The organism is Acidovorax sp. FG60 (assembly GCF_057808995.1).
Map to the genome: position 1 here is coordinate 330,333 of NZ_JBMDJC010000003.1, position 14,919 is coordinate 345,251.

At 64.9% G+C, this 14,919-nt stretch carries 16 protein-coding genes; 4 read left to right on the forward strand and 12 right to left on the reverse strand.

The features are described from left to right. The first annotated feature begins 49 nt into the window (after window positions 1-49). A complete protein-coding gene (locus ACODS0_RS06665; protein WP_218301391.1) occupies window positions 50-661 on the forward strand; it encodes an NADPH-dependent FMN reductase in 612 nt (203 codons plus the stop codon). 79 nt (window positions 662-740) lie between these two features. Beyond that, the gene (locus tag ACODS0_RS06670) at window positions 741-1,019 is read left to right on the forward strand and encodes a YkgJ family cysteine cluster protein (protein WP_488833755.1); all 279 of its coding nucleotides are present in this window, start codon (window positions 741-743) and stop codon (window positions 1,017-1,019) included. A gap of 32 nt (window positions 1,020-1,051) precedes the next feature. On the opposite strand, the gene ACODS0_RS06675 is transcribed toward ACODS0_RS06670, so the two are convergent. The 10 genes from ACODS0_RS06675 to ACODS0_RS06720 form a co-directional block, all read right to left on the reverse strand. Beyond that, window positions 1,052-1,420: a VOC family protein gene (locus ACODS0_RS06675; protein ID WP_488833757.1), complete on the reverse strand. Its 369-nt coding sequence runs from the start codon at window positions 1,418-1,420 to the stop codon at window positions 1,052-1,054. A 187-nt stretch (window positions 1,421-1,607) separates the two neighbouring features. After that, complete coding sequence (locus tag ACODS0_RS06680) at window positions 1,608-2,015, reverse strand: VOC family protein (protein ID WP_488833759.1); 408 nt, start codon at window positions 2,013-2,015, stop codon at window positions 1,608-1,610. 139 nt (window positions 2,016-2,154) lie between these two features. Continuing rightward, window positions 2,155-2,529 (reverse strand): DUF4087 domain-containing protein, encoded by a 375-nt coding sequence (locus ACODS0_RS06685; protein WP_488833761.1) that lies wholly within the window; start codon window positions 2,527-2,529, stop codon window positions 2,155-2,157. Window positions 2,530-2,877: 348 nt separating this feature from the next. After that, window positions 2,878-4,098 carry an FAD-dependent oxidoreductase gene (locus tag ACODS0_RS06690; protein WP_488833763.1) on the reverse strand — a complete coding sequence of 407 codons (1,221 nt, stop codon included), beginning with the start codon at window positions 4,096-4,098 and terminating at the stop codon, window positions 2,878-2,880. Then, window positions 4,095-5,042 (reverse strand): ornithine cyclodeaminase family protein, encoded by a 948-nt coding sequence (locus ACODS0_RS06695; protein ID WP_488833765.1) that lies wholly within the window; start codon window positions 5,040-5,042, stop codon window positions 4,095-4,097. The genes ACODS0_RS06690 and ACODS0_RS06695 overlap by 4 nt, the downstream gene beginning before the upstream one ends. Window positions 5,043-5,106: 64 nt before the next feature. Then, window positions 5,107-5,994 carry an amino acid ABC transporter substrate-binding protein gene (locus ACODS0_RS06700; protein ID WP_488833767.1) on the reverse strand — a complete coding sequence of 296 codons (888 nt, stop codon included), beginning with the start codon at window positions 5,992-5,994 and terminating at the stop codon, window positions 5,107-5,109. 107 nt (window positions 5,995-6,101) lie between these two features. After that, window positions 6,102-7,508 carry an amidase gene (locus ACODS0_RS06705; protein ID WP_488833768.1) on the reverse strand — a complete coding sequence of 469 codons (1,407 nt, stop codon included), beginning with the start codon at window positions 7,506-7,508 and terminating at the stop codon, window positions 6,102-6,104. Between the two features lie 17 nt (window positions 7,509-7,525). Then, window positions 7,526-8,212 (reverse strand): amino acid ABC transporter permease, encoded by a 687-nt coding sequence (locus ACODS0_RS06710; protein ID WP_488833770.1) that lies wholly within the window; start codon window positions 8,210-8,212, stop codon window positions 7,526-7,528. After that, window positions 8,209-8,868: an amino acid ABC transporter permease gene (locus tag ACODS0_RS06715; protein WP_488833772.1), complete on the reverse strand. Its 660-nt coding sequence runs from the start codon at window positions 8,866-8,868 to the stop codon at window positions 8,209-8,211. The genes ACODS0_RS06710 and ACODS0_RS06715 overlap by 4 nt, the downstream gene beginning before the upstream one ends. A 2-nt stretch (window positions 8,869-8,870) precedes the next feature. After that, window positions 8,871-9,659, reverse strand: coding sequence for an amino acid ABC transporter ATP-binding protein (locus ACODS0_RS06720; RefSeq protein ID WP_057227878.1), 789 nt, complete (start codon window positions 9,657-9,659; stop codon window positions 8,871-8,873). Between the two features lie 153 nt (window positions 9,660-9,812). Between ACODS0_RS06720 and ACODS0_RS06725 the strand changes: the two genes are divergently transcribed. Continuing rightward, window positions 9,813-10,958, forward strand: coding sequence for a GlxA family transcriptional regulator (locus ACODS0_RS06725; protein WP_488833774.1), 1,146 nt, complete (start codon window positions 9,813-9,815; stop codon window positions 10,956-10,958). On the opposite strand, the gene ACODS0_RS06730 is transcribed toward ACODS0_RS06725, so the two are convergent. Both ACODS0_RS06730 and ACODS0_RS06735 read right to left on the reverse strand, forming a co-directional pair. Next, window positions 10,934-12,556 carry a methyl-accepting chemotaxis protein gene (locus tag ACODS0_RS06730; protein ID WP_488833776.1) on the reverse strand — a complete coding sequence of 541 codons (1,623 nt, stop codon included), beginning with the start codon at window positions 12,554-12,556 and terminating at the stop codon, window positions 10,934-10,936. The genes ACODS0_RS06725 and ACODS0_RS06730 overlap by 25 nt on opposite strands. A gap of 133 nt (window positions 12,557-12,689) precedes the next feature. After that, on the reverse strand, window positions 12,690-13,565 hold the full coding sequence (locus ACODS0_RS06735) for an ABC transporter substrate-binding protein (protein ID WP_431151397.1): 876 nt from the start codon (window positions 13,563-13,565) through the stop codon (window positions 12,690-12,692). 385 nt (window positions 13,566-13,950) lie between these two features. Here ACODS0_RS06735 and ACODS0_RS06740 point away from each other — a divergent pair, with 385 nt between their 5' ends. Continuing rightward, window positions 13,951-14,865: an RNA polymerase sigma-70 factor gene (locus ACODS0_RS06740; protein WP_488833779.1), complete on the forward strand. Its 915-nt coding sequence runs from the start codon at window positions 13,951-13,953 to the stop codon at window positions 14,863-14,865. The last annotated feature ends 54 nt before the right edge of the window (window positions 14,866-14,919 follow it).

Sequence of the window (14,919 nt, forward strand, 5' to 3'; positions counted from 1 at the left end):
CTCGCTTGCAGGATTCCTGCCGCACGCCTGTGATTCAATCGCAGGCACCATGCCACACACCACTCCCTCCCTCCTCATCTTTGCCGGCAGCACGCGCCAGCAATCCTTCAACCGCAAACTGGCCCACGCCACCGCCGCCATCGCACGCGACGCGGGCGCCACCGTCACGCTGCTGGAGCTGTCCGAGTTCGACATCCCGCTGTACAACGCCGACCTCGAAGCCCAGGGCACGCCCGCCGACGTGATCCGGCTCAAAGAAATTTTGTGGCAGCACCCCGCCTGGGTCATCTGCTCGCCCGAGTACAACGGCAGCTACACCGCCCTGCTCAAGAACACCATCGACTGGGCCTCCAGCCCCGTCAAAGGCAACCCCGACTGGCAAGACGGCGGCAAGAGCTTTCGCGGCAAGGTGGTGGGCATGCTCAGCGCGTCGCCAGGGGCACTGGGCGGCCTGCGCTCGCAAAGCCACCTGGCGCCCCTGCTCATCAACGCCGAATGCTGGCTGGCGCCCAAGGCGTTTGCGCTGGGCTCGGCCGGTAGCGCGTTTGACGACAGCGGCGCCCTCATCCAGCAAGCCCACCGCGACCGCGTGCGCGCCGTGGTCGACCAGGTGCTGTGGGCATCCAGCCGCCTGCACGGCGATGCTGCCGCTGGCCAGTGAACGCCAAAATTTGAGTCAAATTGGCCTCTAGCGCTTGCCCGACAAGCGCTAGCAGCTACGCAAACAATAGCAACCACCCATGAACTGCCGCCCTGGCTGCGGCGCCTGCTGCACCGCCCCCTCCATCAGCTCGCCCATCCCGGGCATGCCGCAGGGCAAACCTGCGGGGGTGCGGTGCGTTCAACTGGGGGACGATGCGCGCTGCCGCATTTTTGGGCAGCCTGAGCGACCGGCGGTGTGCGGCGGGTTGATGCCACAGGTGGAAATGTGCGGAACCAGCAATGGGCAGGCCCTGGCGTATCTAACGCGGCTGGAGGGCCTCACGCAGCCGGGAAGTGTTGGCGAACGGGTGGCGTAGGCGGTCCTGTTTCCATCGGGCGGGGGTACCCACTACTTCATCGAGTGCAGCCCAACCTTGTTGCCCTCGGTGTCCACAAAATGGGCAAAAAAGCCAAAGTCGTTGCCAATCTCCGTCTTGGGCACCACCACCGCCCCACCCGCCTGCGCTACGCGCGCCAGCATCGGGGCCAGGTCATCACCGCCGTTCAGGTACACCATCGTCCCGTTCTGCGACGGCACGCTGCCCTCGCCCTGCACGAGGGCGCCGCCGATGGCAGTGGGGTCGGTGGACAACATGCCCATCGTCGTCGGGCCCATTTCCATGGGCGCAATGGTGATGCCCAACACCGTCTCGTAGAAAGCCTTGGCGCGGGTGAAGTCGGTCACGGGGATCTCAAACCAGTTCAACGCGTGGGGCATGGTGCTCTCCTTGGAGTGGGTGAAATAGGAACCAGCACTGTGAACTCTTGCTCACGGCGAAGCAATGATGGGCTGCCAATTTGCGACATTGGCTTTTGGTTTCAGTCTTGGGTAACGGCTCCTGCAGCCATCAGATTCGCAATACATTGCGAATCTGATTGATAGTTGGTCCCATAGCCTACGCAAGCTAACTCTGAGGAGTCAGCGGACTGCGCCATGCAGCGCGCTGAATCACCTCCCGGTACCCGTCCGCATCCTCAAACGTGCAGCCCTGCTGGCTCCAGTACGGATTGAACGATTCGACCTCCTTGAAGCCAGCACCACGCATCGCCTGGCAACGTTCCGTCCACGCCTGATGATCGGGCACATAGAAGACAAACAGATCTTCGGGCGTTGGCTGCGGCGTCACTGGGTGCCTACGGCAGACGGTGAACTCAAAGTGGAAATCCGCGTCGCGGAAACCCAGCATGGTTCCATCGAAGCCATCGTGGTCCGCAAAGTGGGCGAGTTCTTCAAAGCCCAGGCCTTGCTTGTACTGGGCGACAGTGCGACAAAGATCCAGCACGGGGCGCGCGATTCGCAGACGAATGCTCATAACTGGGGTGGTTGGTGGGAGCGGCCTCACTATAGCCACCGCAACAAGAAGACCCACGTGGAAGGACCGTGTTTTTTGGCCTGGAGTTTGGCTTGATGGCAATGCCACACCCACCGCCACCTGCCACTCCCTTCCTTCTTCAAGGCTTCGGCAGCGCCCGGTCCTCCCGGCACGCCTTCAACGGCTTCGCCGCCGCCGACGCAATGCGCAACACCCGCCTTTCGCTGCGGTCCACCACCACCTTCATGCACGCACACCCGTAGCCATAGTGGCCATTGGTCTTCTTCCACTGCGCGTCGGTGAACACAGGCCAGTCGCCTTCGGCACTGTCTCCACCCTGGGTGGAGACCACCCACTCGCCATCACGGTCGGTCAGGGTGGCGTTGTTGGGGGTGGGGTTGTGAAACCAGCCGCAGCGGTTTTCCAGCGGCTGGGCAACTCCGGCAGCAGCTTGCTGTGCTTGCGCCTGGGCTTGGGCCACCCACGACAGCAGCGCGAACAATAGCGTTGACACCACCGCGGCCCGGCTCTGTATCCCTACTCCACGCCGGGTTCCCTGCATGTCGGTGGTTGCGCACAAAACTGCCATTTCTCGGTCCTTCGATTTAAGCTTCAAAACGGGCCTCCCGCTTTACTGACCAACATCTATAGCTATACAAACAATAGCACAACCTCAAAGACGACTACCCCTGCTGCAGTGACTGTTGCATCGGGCTCGCAGGAGCCCTTGGTACCCGTCTTTCTTGGCGGTCTGCTGCAGCAAGGGGGCGGGCAGCGTCCACGTCCGTTTGTTGCGCCCACTGCCCATTGCTCTCGCCCGGCCTGTGTTTGCGAAGGCTGGGCGCCCTGAAGTTGTTCGAACTCACGCACCATCAACGCGACCCATGTGCCGGCTCAGCGCCACCGCACTGCCCGCCGCCAGCGTCAACCCCAACGCGCCGTGCCCCACGTTGAGGTACACATTGCTGGACCGCCAGCGCCCCACGATGGGCACCGACGTTGGGGTAGCAGGCCTCAGTCCTGCCCAAGACTCTGGCGCACCGACGTCGCAAAGTCCCGGGTAGGTTTGGTCAACAGCCTCCACCATGGCCTGGACCCTGGCGGGCGCGATGTCCAGGCCCTGGGCACCCACTTCTGCCATGGCTGCAACACGCAGGTTGTTGTGCAGCGGTGCAAACACGGTCTTGCGCGCCAGATCCGTCACGCTCGCGCAGGGGCGCTGTACACCGGGGAGAAACGGCACCGTGATGCTGTAGCCCTTGATGGGGTAGATGGGCAAATAGATGCCCAGCGCAGCGGCAAGCGTGACCGCGCGCGGTCCTGCTGCCAGCACGAAAGCATCGGCTTCGATCTCGCCCTGGTGGGTCATCACGGCGCTGATACGGCTGCGATGCCGCACGAAGCCGCTGGCTTGCACACCCAGCGACACGGTGCCGCCCAGGCGCTGCAGGCTGCCCACCATTTCCTGGCACAAAAGGTGGGGGTCGGCCACGCATTCGCTTTGCGTCCACACGCCGCCGACAAAGCGCAGCGCACGCGCGCGGCGCAGGGCGGGTTCCGCTTCCAGGCATTCCTGCACGTTCAATATCTGCTGGTCACAGCCAAGTGCCGCCTGCAAACGCACTTGCCGCTCTTGCTGCCGCAACGCCTCCGCAGTGGGGCAGAGAACCAGCTTCCCGTTTTGCTCGAAACCGAAATTCCAGTCTTCTGCCTGCATCCAGTCGGCCAGCGTGGCCCGGCTGGCCTGCGCCATCTGCAGCAGCGTCTCGGTGCCACGCACCGACTGCCGCACCGTGCAGGCCCTGAGGAATTGCAGGCCCCAGGCCCACTGCCGCCAGTCCCAGCGCGGATGAAACCGAACCGCCGACTCTCGCGACAGCAGCATCTTGGGCAGCGCCCAGAGCGTGGCGGGCGATGCAAAGGGCTCCACATAGCTGTAGCTCAGCTGCGCTCCGTTGGCGTAACTGGTGGCCAAACCGGGGGCCACTTCCGAGTCCAGCAGATGCACGTCAAAACCCTGCCGCGCCAGCTGGTAGGCCGTGGCACAACCGATCAGCCCCGCGCCGATGACACAGACCTTCATGGCTGCCCTCGACCCGCTGGCGCCCGCCCGGGCAGGATGCGTGACACTGCGAGCTGCGCCACCGCCACATCGGCCAGCCCAACGCCCACCGACTTGAACACGGTGATGGCGGGCTCCACTGGACGCCAGGGCGCCTGGCCCGCGTAGAGTTCCGGCAGATCCACGAAGGGCGATGCGGCGCTGCGCCCTGCCCACAGCACCACCTCGCCTGCCTCGGCCAGGCTCTGCGGCTTCCACTCCACGATGATGCGGCCGGCACGGTCCATGGTGGCGTCGTCCAGTTCGCGCCCCTTGGGCGTGCTGGTTCCGATGGCCGACACAAAAGCGCCCGGCGCGAGCCATGCGCCATCAAACACGGGCGTGGCCGAGCGCGTAGCCGTGACCACGATATCGGCGTCCCGCACGGCCGCCTCTGGCGTGGTGAAGGCCACGCGGCAGCCCGTGCTGCGGGCCAAGGCCTCGGCCCAGGCTGCGTCTCCCGCCGGGTCCACCAAGGCAATCTCCTCGAACTCAAACCATCCACACAGTGCGGCCACCTGCGCCCGGCCCTGCAACCCTGTGCCAAACAGTGCGAGCTTGCGCGGACGCGCCGCAGCCGCCTTGGATGCCACCAGCGTCGTGATGGCCGCCGTGCGCAGCCGCGTAATCTCGTTGCCGTCCAGCACCGCCAGCGGCTGGTTGCTGGCCAGATCGAACAACAGAATGGAGAAAATGAACTGCCCCCGCACCGTGGGATAGACCTTGACACCACCCACGGCGCGGTCTGCCCACACGGCCCCCATGGTGCTCAGGCGCAGGTCATGGCAATCCGTGCGCTGGCGGCAGTGGACGGCGGCGCCACCGGTGGCCAGGCTTGCAAACGCTTCGCCCAGCACCGTGGCGACGGAGGGGAAATCAAGGGTTTCGGAAATCTGCTGATCGCTGATGAAGGGAATGCTGTTCATGTGGATAGGCTGGTACCGCCAGAAAAAGAGGGAAAGAAAGGAACAAGGCGTGCAGGGCGCGCCTTCAGGGAATGCCGTACTTGTTGGGGTAGCGGATGTTTTCGCGCATGTGCGCGCTCATGGGAATGCGCAGCGATGCCGTGTCGAACCATTTGCGGTAGATGGCGGCCAGCTCGCCCGAGTGCATGAGGGAAAGCACCGTACGGTCCACGATCTCGCGCAGCGGCACATCGTCCTTGGGCAACATGAAGGCGTAGGGTTCCACCGTGAGATGTCTTCCCGTCACATGCAGGCGATCCTTTGCGGGTGATGCAGCGATCAGGCCGTACAGCAGAATGTCATCCTGCGCAAACGCGTCCACGCGCCCTTTTTCCACAAGGCGCACACCTTCGGCGTCGGTGGGCACCACCACCACATCCAGCGCCTGCTCCTGGCGCAGGCGCTGCAGCGTGTCCTGCGCCGTGGTGCCGTTGCTCACGGCAATACGCCGCCGCCACAGACTGGATACACCATCAAGCTGCACCGATGGGCGCGCCAGGAACCGCACGCCCGTGGTGAACAGCGTGTGCGAAAAGTCCACATCCCGCTGCCGGCCCACGGTATTGGTGTTGCCACCGCACTCGAGGTCGATGGCACCGGCCTTCAGCAGCGGGATACGCTGCGCCGCCTCCAGCGGCCGAAAATCCACGCGCAGGTCTGGCCGGCCAACGGCCTTGCGAATGCCCTCCACCACCTTCATGCAAACGTCGATCGAGTAACCCACCGTATTGCCACTCGCATCGCGGAACGCAAACGTACCCGGCGTTGGGATGTAGCCCACATTCACCGTACCGCTGCGCACCATGCGTGCCAAGGCGCTGCCTGCCGTCTGGGCATGACAAGCCGCTGTCCCCCACAGCAATGCCGCAACGAGCGGGGTCAGCAGGGATTTCACATCCAGGATTGCAGACATGGACCACTCCTTAACAAATAGACGCTGCAGACGGACCGTGAGGCGCCGGTGAATCGCACGGACCCCGTCAACACACTGAGGGAAGAAAAACAAGGCTGGAAAGAGGCTTAAGCCTCCAGCCCAGGCGGCACAGCCTGGTGCCAGCGCGTCGCGCGCTCGAAGGCATCGCCCACCCGCAAAATGGTCGCCTCGTCAAACGGCCGCCCGATGACCTGCATGGACACCGGCATGCCCGCCCCCGTGAACCCCGCAGGCACCGCCACAGAGCAAAGATCCAGCAGGTTCACGAAGCGGCCAAAGCGCGACAGCGGCGTGGCCAATTCGTCCACCTCAGAGACCGGGATGGCGGCAATCGCGTTGGTGGGGAACGCACAGACATCCACACCCTCCATGGCAATGAGCATGTCGGCCTTGGCCTGCTCCCGCAGCTTGAGCAGGTGGATGTACTGCGCCGAGCCGATATCACGCCCCAGCAGAATGCGCCGGCGCACATGGGGGTCAAATTCAAGCCCATCCTGCTCGAACAAGGGGCCCAGATTGGCGTACCCCTCGGCGCTCATCAGGCTTCCCGCCACGCGCATGGATTCGGAGCTGCTTTGCGGCAGCGCCCGGTTCACCCGCTGCATGCCCAGGGCGTCCAGCACCTGCAGCGCCTGGTCGTACACGGCGAGCACCTCGGCAGCCACATGCTCGCGCTCTGCCTCTGGAAGGGTCCACACCCGCATGCCCGCCACCGAGCGCTGCGCACCGAGCTGCGGCAAGACCTCGCGCACAGGCACCGGCAGGGAGACGCTGTCGCGCGGGTCCGGGCCCGAGAGCACGTCGAGCAGGAGGGCACTGTCGCGCACCGTACGGGTCAGTGGCCCCACGGTGTCGTGCGTGGGGCACAGCTCGATCAGCCCGTGGCGGCTGATCAGGCCGCGCGTGGTCTTGAGCCCCACCACCCCGCACAGCCCCGCCGGAATGCGCACTGAGCCGCCCGTGTCGGTGCCCACACTGGCTGAACACATGCCGGACGCCAGCGCCACGGCCGATCCGCTGCTGCTGCCACCAGGGGTGCGGTGGGTCTGCAGATCCCAGGGGTTCCACGGCGTGCCCATGGCGGCATTGGTGCCCCAGCCGCCAAAGGCGAACTCCACCGTGTGCGTCTTGCCGATCACCACGGCCCCGGCAGCACGCAAGCGCTCCACCACGGCAGCGCTGATCGCCGAAGTGCGCGGCGGGCGCGCTTTCGAGCCTGCCGAGATGGGCTTGTCCTGAACCTCGAACAGGTCTTTCACTGCCACGGTCACACCGTGCAACGGGCCCAGGCGCACACCAGCCCGTGCCATCTGGTCCAGGCCGCGTGCGGTGGCGCGGGCCTCGTCGGCATACACGTCGGTAAAGGCATGCAGCTGGCTGTCATAGCGCGCAATGCGCGCCAGCTGCGCCTCCAGTAGCGCCTCGCTTGAGAGTTCTCCGCGATGGATGGCGGCAGCCAGCCGTTCCAGCGGCGCGTAGGTCATGGATGTCATGGTGTTGTTGTCTCGGTTCATGCCGCACCCACCGTGCGGCGTCCATGGGCCAGGCGCTGTTCCAGCCACCGCGACAACAGGGACAGGGGAAACGCAATCGCGAAATACAGCAGCCCTACCAGGATGAAGATGTGCAGCGGCAGGAAGTACTCGCTGGACATGGCCTTGGCTGTCAGCATCAGTTCGTTGGTGGCGATCAGCGCACACAACGAGCTGTCCTTGAGCAGCGCCACATAGCTGTTGAGCAACGGCGGCAGCATCACCCGCAGGGCCTGCGGCAGCGTGACGTAGAGGAATACCTGCCGTGGTGTCAGGCCCGCAGCCAGGCCCGCCTCGCGCTGCCCACCGTGCACCGATTTGAGCCCGCCGCGCAGAACCTCGGCCACGTAAGCCGCGCCATGTACACCGAGGCCAATAGCGCCAGCCCAGTAGCCTGACAACGTGACCCCCGCTGCTGGCAGCGCGAAATAGATGGCCAAGAGCAGCGCCAGCAGGGGCACCGCGCGCAGCAGCTGAATGAAGCCATTGGCCCCGTGCCGCAGCACGGTCACACCGCTGCGCAGCATCCACACCAGCACGGCGCCCAGCACCAGTGCGATGACGAAGCCGATGGCCGAGAGTTCGGCCGTGACCACCGCCGCCTCCAGCAGCCGAGGCCACCATTCGCCCATGTACTCGGCGTAGGTTGCAAAGAACGTTTTCATCGCGCACCCCCTGCCGTGCTGCGTTCGAGGCGCGCAAAAGCCCAGCTGATAGGCAGCACCATCGCCGCATAGAGCAGCATGGCGGTCAGGTAAATGATCGGCGTCTCGAACGTGGATGTGACCAGATTGCGCGCATAGAACATCACCTCAGGCGCCGCAATGGCCGAGGCAATCGAGGTGTCCTTGACCAGCTGGCTTGCGTAGTTGCCCAGCGAAGGCAAGGTCACGCGCAGCATTTGCGGCAGCAGCACATTGCGCAGCGCCTGGGCCGGTGTCAGGCCCACTGCCAGCGCCGCCTCGCGCTGGCCTGCGTGCAGGCAGCGCAGGCCCGCCGCGAACACCTCGCACAGGATGGCCGCGCCCACCAGGCCCAGGCCAATCACCGCCGCCGTGAGCGGCGACAGCCGCACCCCCACGGACGCCAGCCCAAAGTACAGCACGAACAGATGCGCCAGCGCCGGCACATTGCGCATCCACTCGATGTAGACCGCGATGACAGCCTGCAGCACACGGTTGTGCGCAAAGACCACCAGCAGCGCCAGCAAAAGGCCCAGGCTGGAAGCCAGCAGTCCCGCGCCCAGGGCCACCTGCGCTGCGGTCACCGCGCCACGCGCGAGCGTGAGCACAATGAGGATCAGGGTTTCGATGCCGGGCATGGTCACAGCTCCAGCCCGGCTTCCTTGCCAACCTGGCCAAGAAAGCTGCGTGTGCGCTCCATGCGCGGCTGATTGATCACCTGCGCGGCCGGCCCCTCTTCCACGATGTGCCCGCCGTCCATGAAGATCACGCGATCGGCCACGTCACGCGCAAAGCGGATTTCGTGCGTGACCAGGATCATTGAGCGGCCCTCCTCGGCCAGCTCCCGAATCACGCCCAGCACCTCGCCCACCAGCTCAGGGTCCAACGCCGAAGTGGGCTCGTCGAAAAGAATCAGCTTGGGCTTTTGCGCCAGCGTACGCGCAATCGCCACGCGCTGCTGCTGCCCGCCCGAAAGCTGCTCTGGGTAGGCATCGGCCTTGTGGCGCAGGTGCACCTTGTCGAGCATTTCTTCAGCCAACGCATAGGCCGCATCACGCGGCATGCGCGCAGCCTTGATCGATGCCAGCGCCACGTTGTCGCGCACGGTGAGGTGCGGCCACAGGTAGAACAGCTGAAACACCATGCCGATCTCTCGGCGCTGCGGCGCCATCTCGGTGTCGGTCATAAAGCGCCAGGCGTCCTTCCCTGCAGGCACTTGCCCGATACGCTCGGATTCGAGCAGCACCTCTCCCGCCTGGGGTTTCTCCAGAAAGTTCAGGCAGCGCAGGCAGGTGGACTTGCCCGACCCGCTGGGGCCAATGAGCGAGAGCGTCTCGCCTTTTTGCAGGTTGAACGAAATGCCCTTGAGCACCTCGGCCGGGCCATAGCTCTTCTTGAGGCCGCTCACTTGAAGCAGGGGATGGTTCACATGGTTCTCCAGACAAAACTGCGGGTAGCGCGGCACGGTCTTTGCAACCGCACACGTCGATACCCAGTGCCTCCATGCTAGAAATTTCGTCCATCTGTTCATTGCAGGCCGTCGCCGCTATATTGAACGTATGCGACATACCGGGAAAACCCCATGCCCCCCACCAAAGCCCGTCCCAAAGAGCTTTCTGAAGAGATTGGTGCAAATTTGCACCAGGCCAGTGCACAGAACACAGGCGACATTGGTGCATTGATTGACCGGCTGGACGCCCCACCCCGGGCCACCCCTGCGCGGCGCAGGCCTGCGGCCACCGCGTCGGCGGCGGAGCTGCGCGTGGGCATCCTGCTGTGGCCGCAGTTCCCGCTGCTGTCGCTGGCCGGGCTGTGTGATGGCCTGCGCCATGCTGCCGACGTCGGCGACCAGAGTCGGCAGATCCGCTGCTCGTGGACCATCCTCGGAGTACCGGGGCAATCGGTGCAGGCCAGTTGCGGAGTGGCGGTGCCGGTACAGGAATCGCTTTCTTCCGAGTGCGACTACGACTACATCGCGGTCATTGGAGGCCTTCTGTCCGCCATTCCCACCGCCAGCCCGCGTTACACCACTTTCCTGCATTTCGCGGCATCGCTGGGCAAGCCGCTGATCGGCATCTGCACAGGCTCATTCGCGCTCGCACAGGCGGGGCTCATGGCGGGACGCCGCGCTTGCGTGCATCCTTTTCATGTGGAGGACTGGAAGGCCGCCTTCCCCGCACTGGACTACAGCACTGACTGCCACTATGTGTTCGACGGCGACCGCATCAGCTGCGCAGGTGGCATCTCCATCGTGGAGCTCACGGCCGAGCTGGTGCGCCTGCATTGCGGGCCCGACCGGGCGGCCAAGGTCATCCACCAAATGACGGTGAACCCCGCCGCCAGCAGCACCCATGTGGCGCGCCGCCATGCTCTGGGCTACGGCACCGCCGACCACGACAAGCTGCGCCAGGCCATCGTACTGATGGAAAAGAACATCGGGACACCGCTGGAGATCGCGGTTATCGCACGGCTGGTGGATTCAAGCAGCCGCCAGCTCGAACGTGTCTTCCTGGCCGAGACGCGCACCACGCCGTCCGAGTACTACCGCAACGCACGGCTCAAGTACGCGCGCTGGATGCTCACCAGCACCGACCTGCCCATCATCACCATCGCCTACGAATGCGGCTTCTCGGACGCGTCGCATTTCATCCGACACTTCCAGCAGCTCTACGGCATGCCCCCGGGGCGCATGCGCAAGGCGCTTCAGGCGGCCACAGTGGAGGCCTGAAGCAGGCGGCGCCCGCCATCGCCCGGTTCTTCTTCGATGCAAAAACGCGCCACCACCGACACCAGCCGGCCAGACTGCGCATAGAGCGCTTCCGAGGCCCCGCGCGCTTCCTCCACCAGCGCAGCATTGCGCTGTGTGAACTGGTCGATGCGCGAAAGCACCTCAGTCAACTGGCGCACTCCCACATGCTGCTCGACGCTGGCCGTCTGCACCGCAGCCATCAGTTGGGCAAACGAGTTGACGGCTTCGATCACACTCGCCGTCTGCACATGCGCGCGTTCCACCATGCTCCGGCACGCAGCGATCTGCTCGTTCGATTGCTGAATCAGCTGGCGGATCTCCTTGGCAGAACTCGCGGAGTGCAACGCCAGGCTGCGCACCTCGCTGGCCACCACGGCAAAGCCGCGCCCCTGCTCACCAGCACGGGCTGCTTCCACGGCGGCATTGAGCGCCAGGATGTTGGTCTGGAACGCAATGCCATCGATCACTGCAGTGGTCTCGGCAATGCGTGCACCATGCCCAGCCACCGCCAGCATGCTCTGCATGGCCCCATCGACGATGGACTGGCCCTCGCGCGCCACACTGCAGGCCGATGTGGCAAGCCGGTGCGCATCCAGCACCGATTGTTGCGTGTTGCCCATGGTCGCCGCAAACTGCTCCAGCGCCGCAGCCGCCTGCTGCAGCTCGGCCGACTGCATCTCGGTGCGCTCGGACAGATTCTTGGCCTCGCCAACCAGGCTGCGGCTTTGCGCAGCCACGTCCACCGATGCGCTGCGCACCTGCTGCACCGTGTCACCCAGGCCACCCACCATGGCGCGCAGCGAAGCAATCACCGAACCGGCGGGCGCCACCACGCCCGGTAGCGGTGCAGTCAACAGCCCGTCCGACACCCGGGCCATGGCCTGCGCCACGGCCCGGGGCTCTGCTCCCAGCCGGCGTGTCAGCGTGCGCACCAGGGCCACCGCCACAGCGCAACCCACCAGCAGCACCAGCACGAACGACACGGCCATCTGCACCAGCATGCCCTGCAGCGCCGTGATGGACGCAGCGGCCGCCTGCTCCACCTGGCGCGCCTGGGCCTCTCGCAGTTGCGCCAGGGCCTGCAGATAGGCCGTCTGCGATTGGCGCAAAGCCCCGGTCAGCATGCCGCGTGCAGGGCCGCGCGCACCGCTCTGCAGAAGCGCCAGGAACTGGTCGCGGTCCTGCCGAAAGCGCGTGGCAGCCTGCCCGATCTGTGCCAGCAACTCGCGCTCGGGAGCGAGCACCACCGCTCCCTGCAACGCGGCCATCCGGCTGTCGATGTGCCGCTGCGCCGCATCAATGCGCTCCACCTCGGTGGGCAGGTCTTCCTGCATCTCCACCAGAACCGCATCGCGCAGCGCACGGGATATGGACGACACCTCCAGCGACACCTCGTAGGCCGCACTCCACAGAGGCAGGCTCTCACTGGCAATCGACGCCACCCGCGCGTTTGCTGCCAGCCCTGCCTGCACGGCCAGCCCCAGCGCCAACGCAAGCAGCGCGCCAATGGCCGAAAAACCGAGGATCAGCGACGCGCGTATAGAAAGCCCGCGCCCGGCCCGTTCAAGGAATGCCATGGTGGATAAAAAGAAGAAGAAAGAAGATGAAGGGCCAGCGGGGCTGGCGGACCCGCAATAAAAAAGCCGCATGCTGCGCGTGGCGGGCATGCGGCGTGTCAAGGCCAGGGGGTCATGGCCTACCCAATTGGGCTCACTTGCAGGAAGGCAGCTTCCAGTCGGCGGGGCGGTCAACACCGGCACGGGTGTTCTGGCCCACGGGGATGTACCAGACGTCCTGCACCAGGCCGTAGGTCTTGCCGATCTTGCGCAGATCGCAGCTGCCCCAGAGCTTGGCGATCTCGGTGTTCACGGCCTTGACCAGCTCAGGGTTGTCCTTGTTCAGGCCAAACACCACCTGGCCCAGGCCTGTCAGTAGCGGGTAGTCGGGCGAGGAATCGGTGAAAGCATTGAATTTGACCTTCCACTGCGGGTTCTGCGAGATGGCGTACTGCATCACCGGCGGGTCGCCGATCACCGCGTCGATGCGGCCCGCCAGCAGGTCGCGCACAGCGGCGTCCGAGGTGTCGTACAGCGCCAGCTGCAGGCCGTTGATCTTGCGCAGCTCGGGGATGAACGAGAAGCCGGTGATGGTGCCGACCTTCTTGCCTTCAAGATCCTTGAGCTTGCTCCAGTCCGTCTTGTCCGACTGGGTGATGCCGTTCTTGAAGTAGTGGATGGGATCACTCAACGCCATGATCTTGGAGCGCTGCTCCGTCCATCCCATGGTGCCTGCCATCACATCCACGCGCTTCGATTGCACCGAGGCAATCGTGCCCGACCATTCCATCAGCGCGGGCTTGACCTTCAGCTTGAGTGCATCGGCAATGCGCTGCAGGATCTCGCCGTCGTAGCCGACCATCTTGCCGTCCTGGTAGCCTGTGCCAGGCATGTCGCCAGAGAAGGCGATGGTGAAGGCGCCTTTGTCCACCGTCTCCAGGGCATGGGCAGAAAGCCCCAGCGCCGACAGGCAGGTGACGGCAGCGAACGAGGCCAGAAGCCTCCTGATTTTCAAGCTTGGATTGAACATGGTGATCTCCAAAAATCCGGTTGTTCCCTCCCACCGACTGATGGGATGGAATGACTTTAGAGACGCTTTTCAGGCGGAGATTGGAGGTTCTCACAGCGCAATTGAACGGCCGCGACATCGAGGGAATTCACCAATCCCGCACCACCACCGACGATCTGTGCACCAGAGAGGGGGGCGCCCCACAAGCCCGCCAGCTGGGTCAGGCTCACCATCACAACCACCCAAGAAAATGCATCCAGATGGGCCCCACCGCTTTACCCATATGCATCAATAGCTATTTAATTTATAGCAGACGCAGTGCTGACACCCTTTCATCAACATGGGTGTCACAAACCCAAGCGCCGGGCCGTCTGGAGATCATCCTCGGACTATTCTTGAGCTGGCCATGACCGACCCTGCACCCACCGCCACCGACCCCTTCACCACCCTGCGCCCCCGCCTCTTCGGCATTGCCTACCGCATGCTGGGCGTGCGCGCCGATGCCGAGGATGTGCTGCAGGACACCTGGCTGCGCTGGAGCCGCCAGGACCCCACCGCGCTGCAGTCGGCCGAGGCCTGGCTGGTGACGGTGGTCACGCGGCTGTCCATCGACCGGCTGCGGGCGCTGAAAGCCGAGCGCGAGGCCTATGTGGGCTGGTGGCTGCCCGAGCCGCTGGTGGAGCTGCATGACAACCCCACCGGTGATGCGTCGCACCACAACACGCCGGAGGCAGCCGCCGAGCTGGCGGGCGAGCTGTCGGTGGCCTTTATGTACGTGCTGGAGCGGCTGGGACCGGAGGAGCGCGCGGCCTTTTTGCTGCGCCAGGTGTTCGACTACGACTACCCCGAGATCGCCGCCCAGCTGGGCAAGACCGAGGCCAGCTGCCGCCAGATGGTGCACCGCGCCAGCGAACGTGTGCAGCAGGCGCGCACACGCTTTGAGGTGCCCCACGCCGTGCACCACCAGCTGCTGTTGCGTTTCATGCTGGCCGCCAAAAGCGGCGACCGCAACGCCATCGAGGCGCTGCTGAGCGAAGACGCGCAGCTGATTGGCGACGGCGGCGGCAAGGTACCGTCCTTCCCCAAGCCGCTGGTGGGGCCGTTTCGCATTGCCAACCTGTACTGGGCGCTGTTCCGCCGCCTGGGTGCGCAGGTGGTGTACCGCATGGCGCTCATCAACGGCGAGCCGGGACTGCTGCGCTATGTGGATGGCCACCTTGAGTCGGCGCAGGCATTTGTGACGGACGGGGAGCGGATAGTGGCCATCTACGCCGTGCGCAATCCGGACAAGCTGGCGGGCATTCCGGCCACGCTGGGGTGAAATCTCTTGAGGATTTTTGGCGCCCCGTGTCACAGCGGCAGACCTGGCAACGTC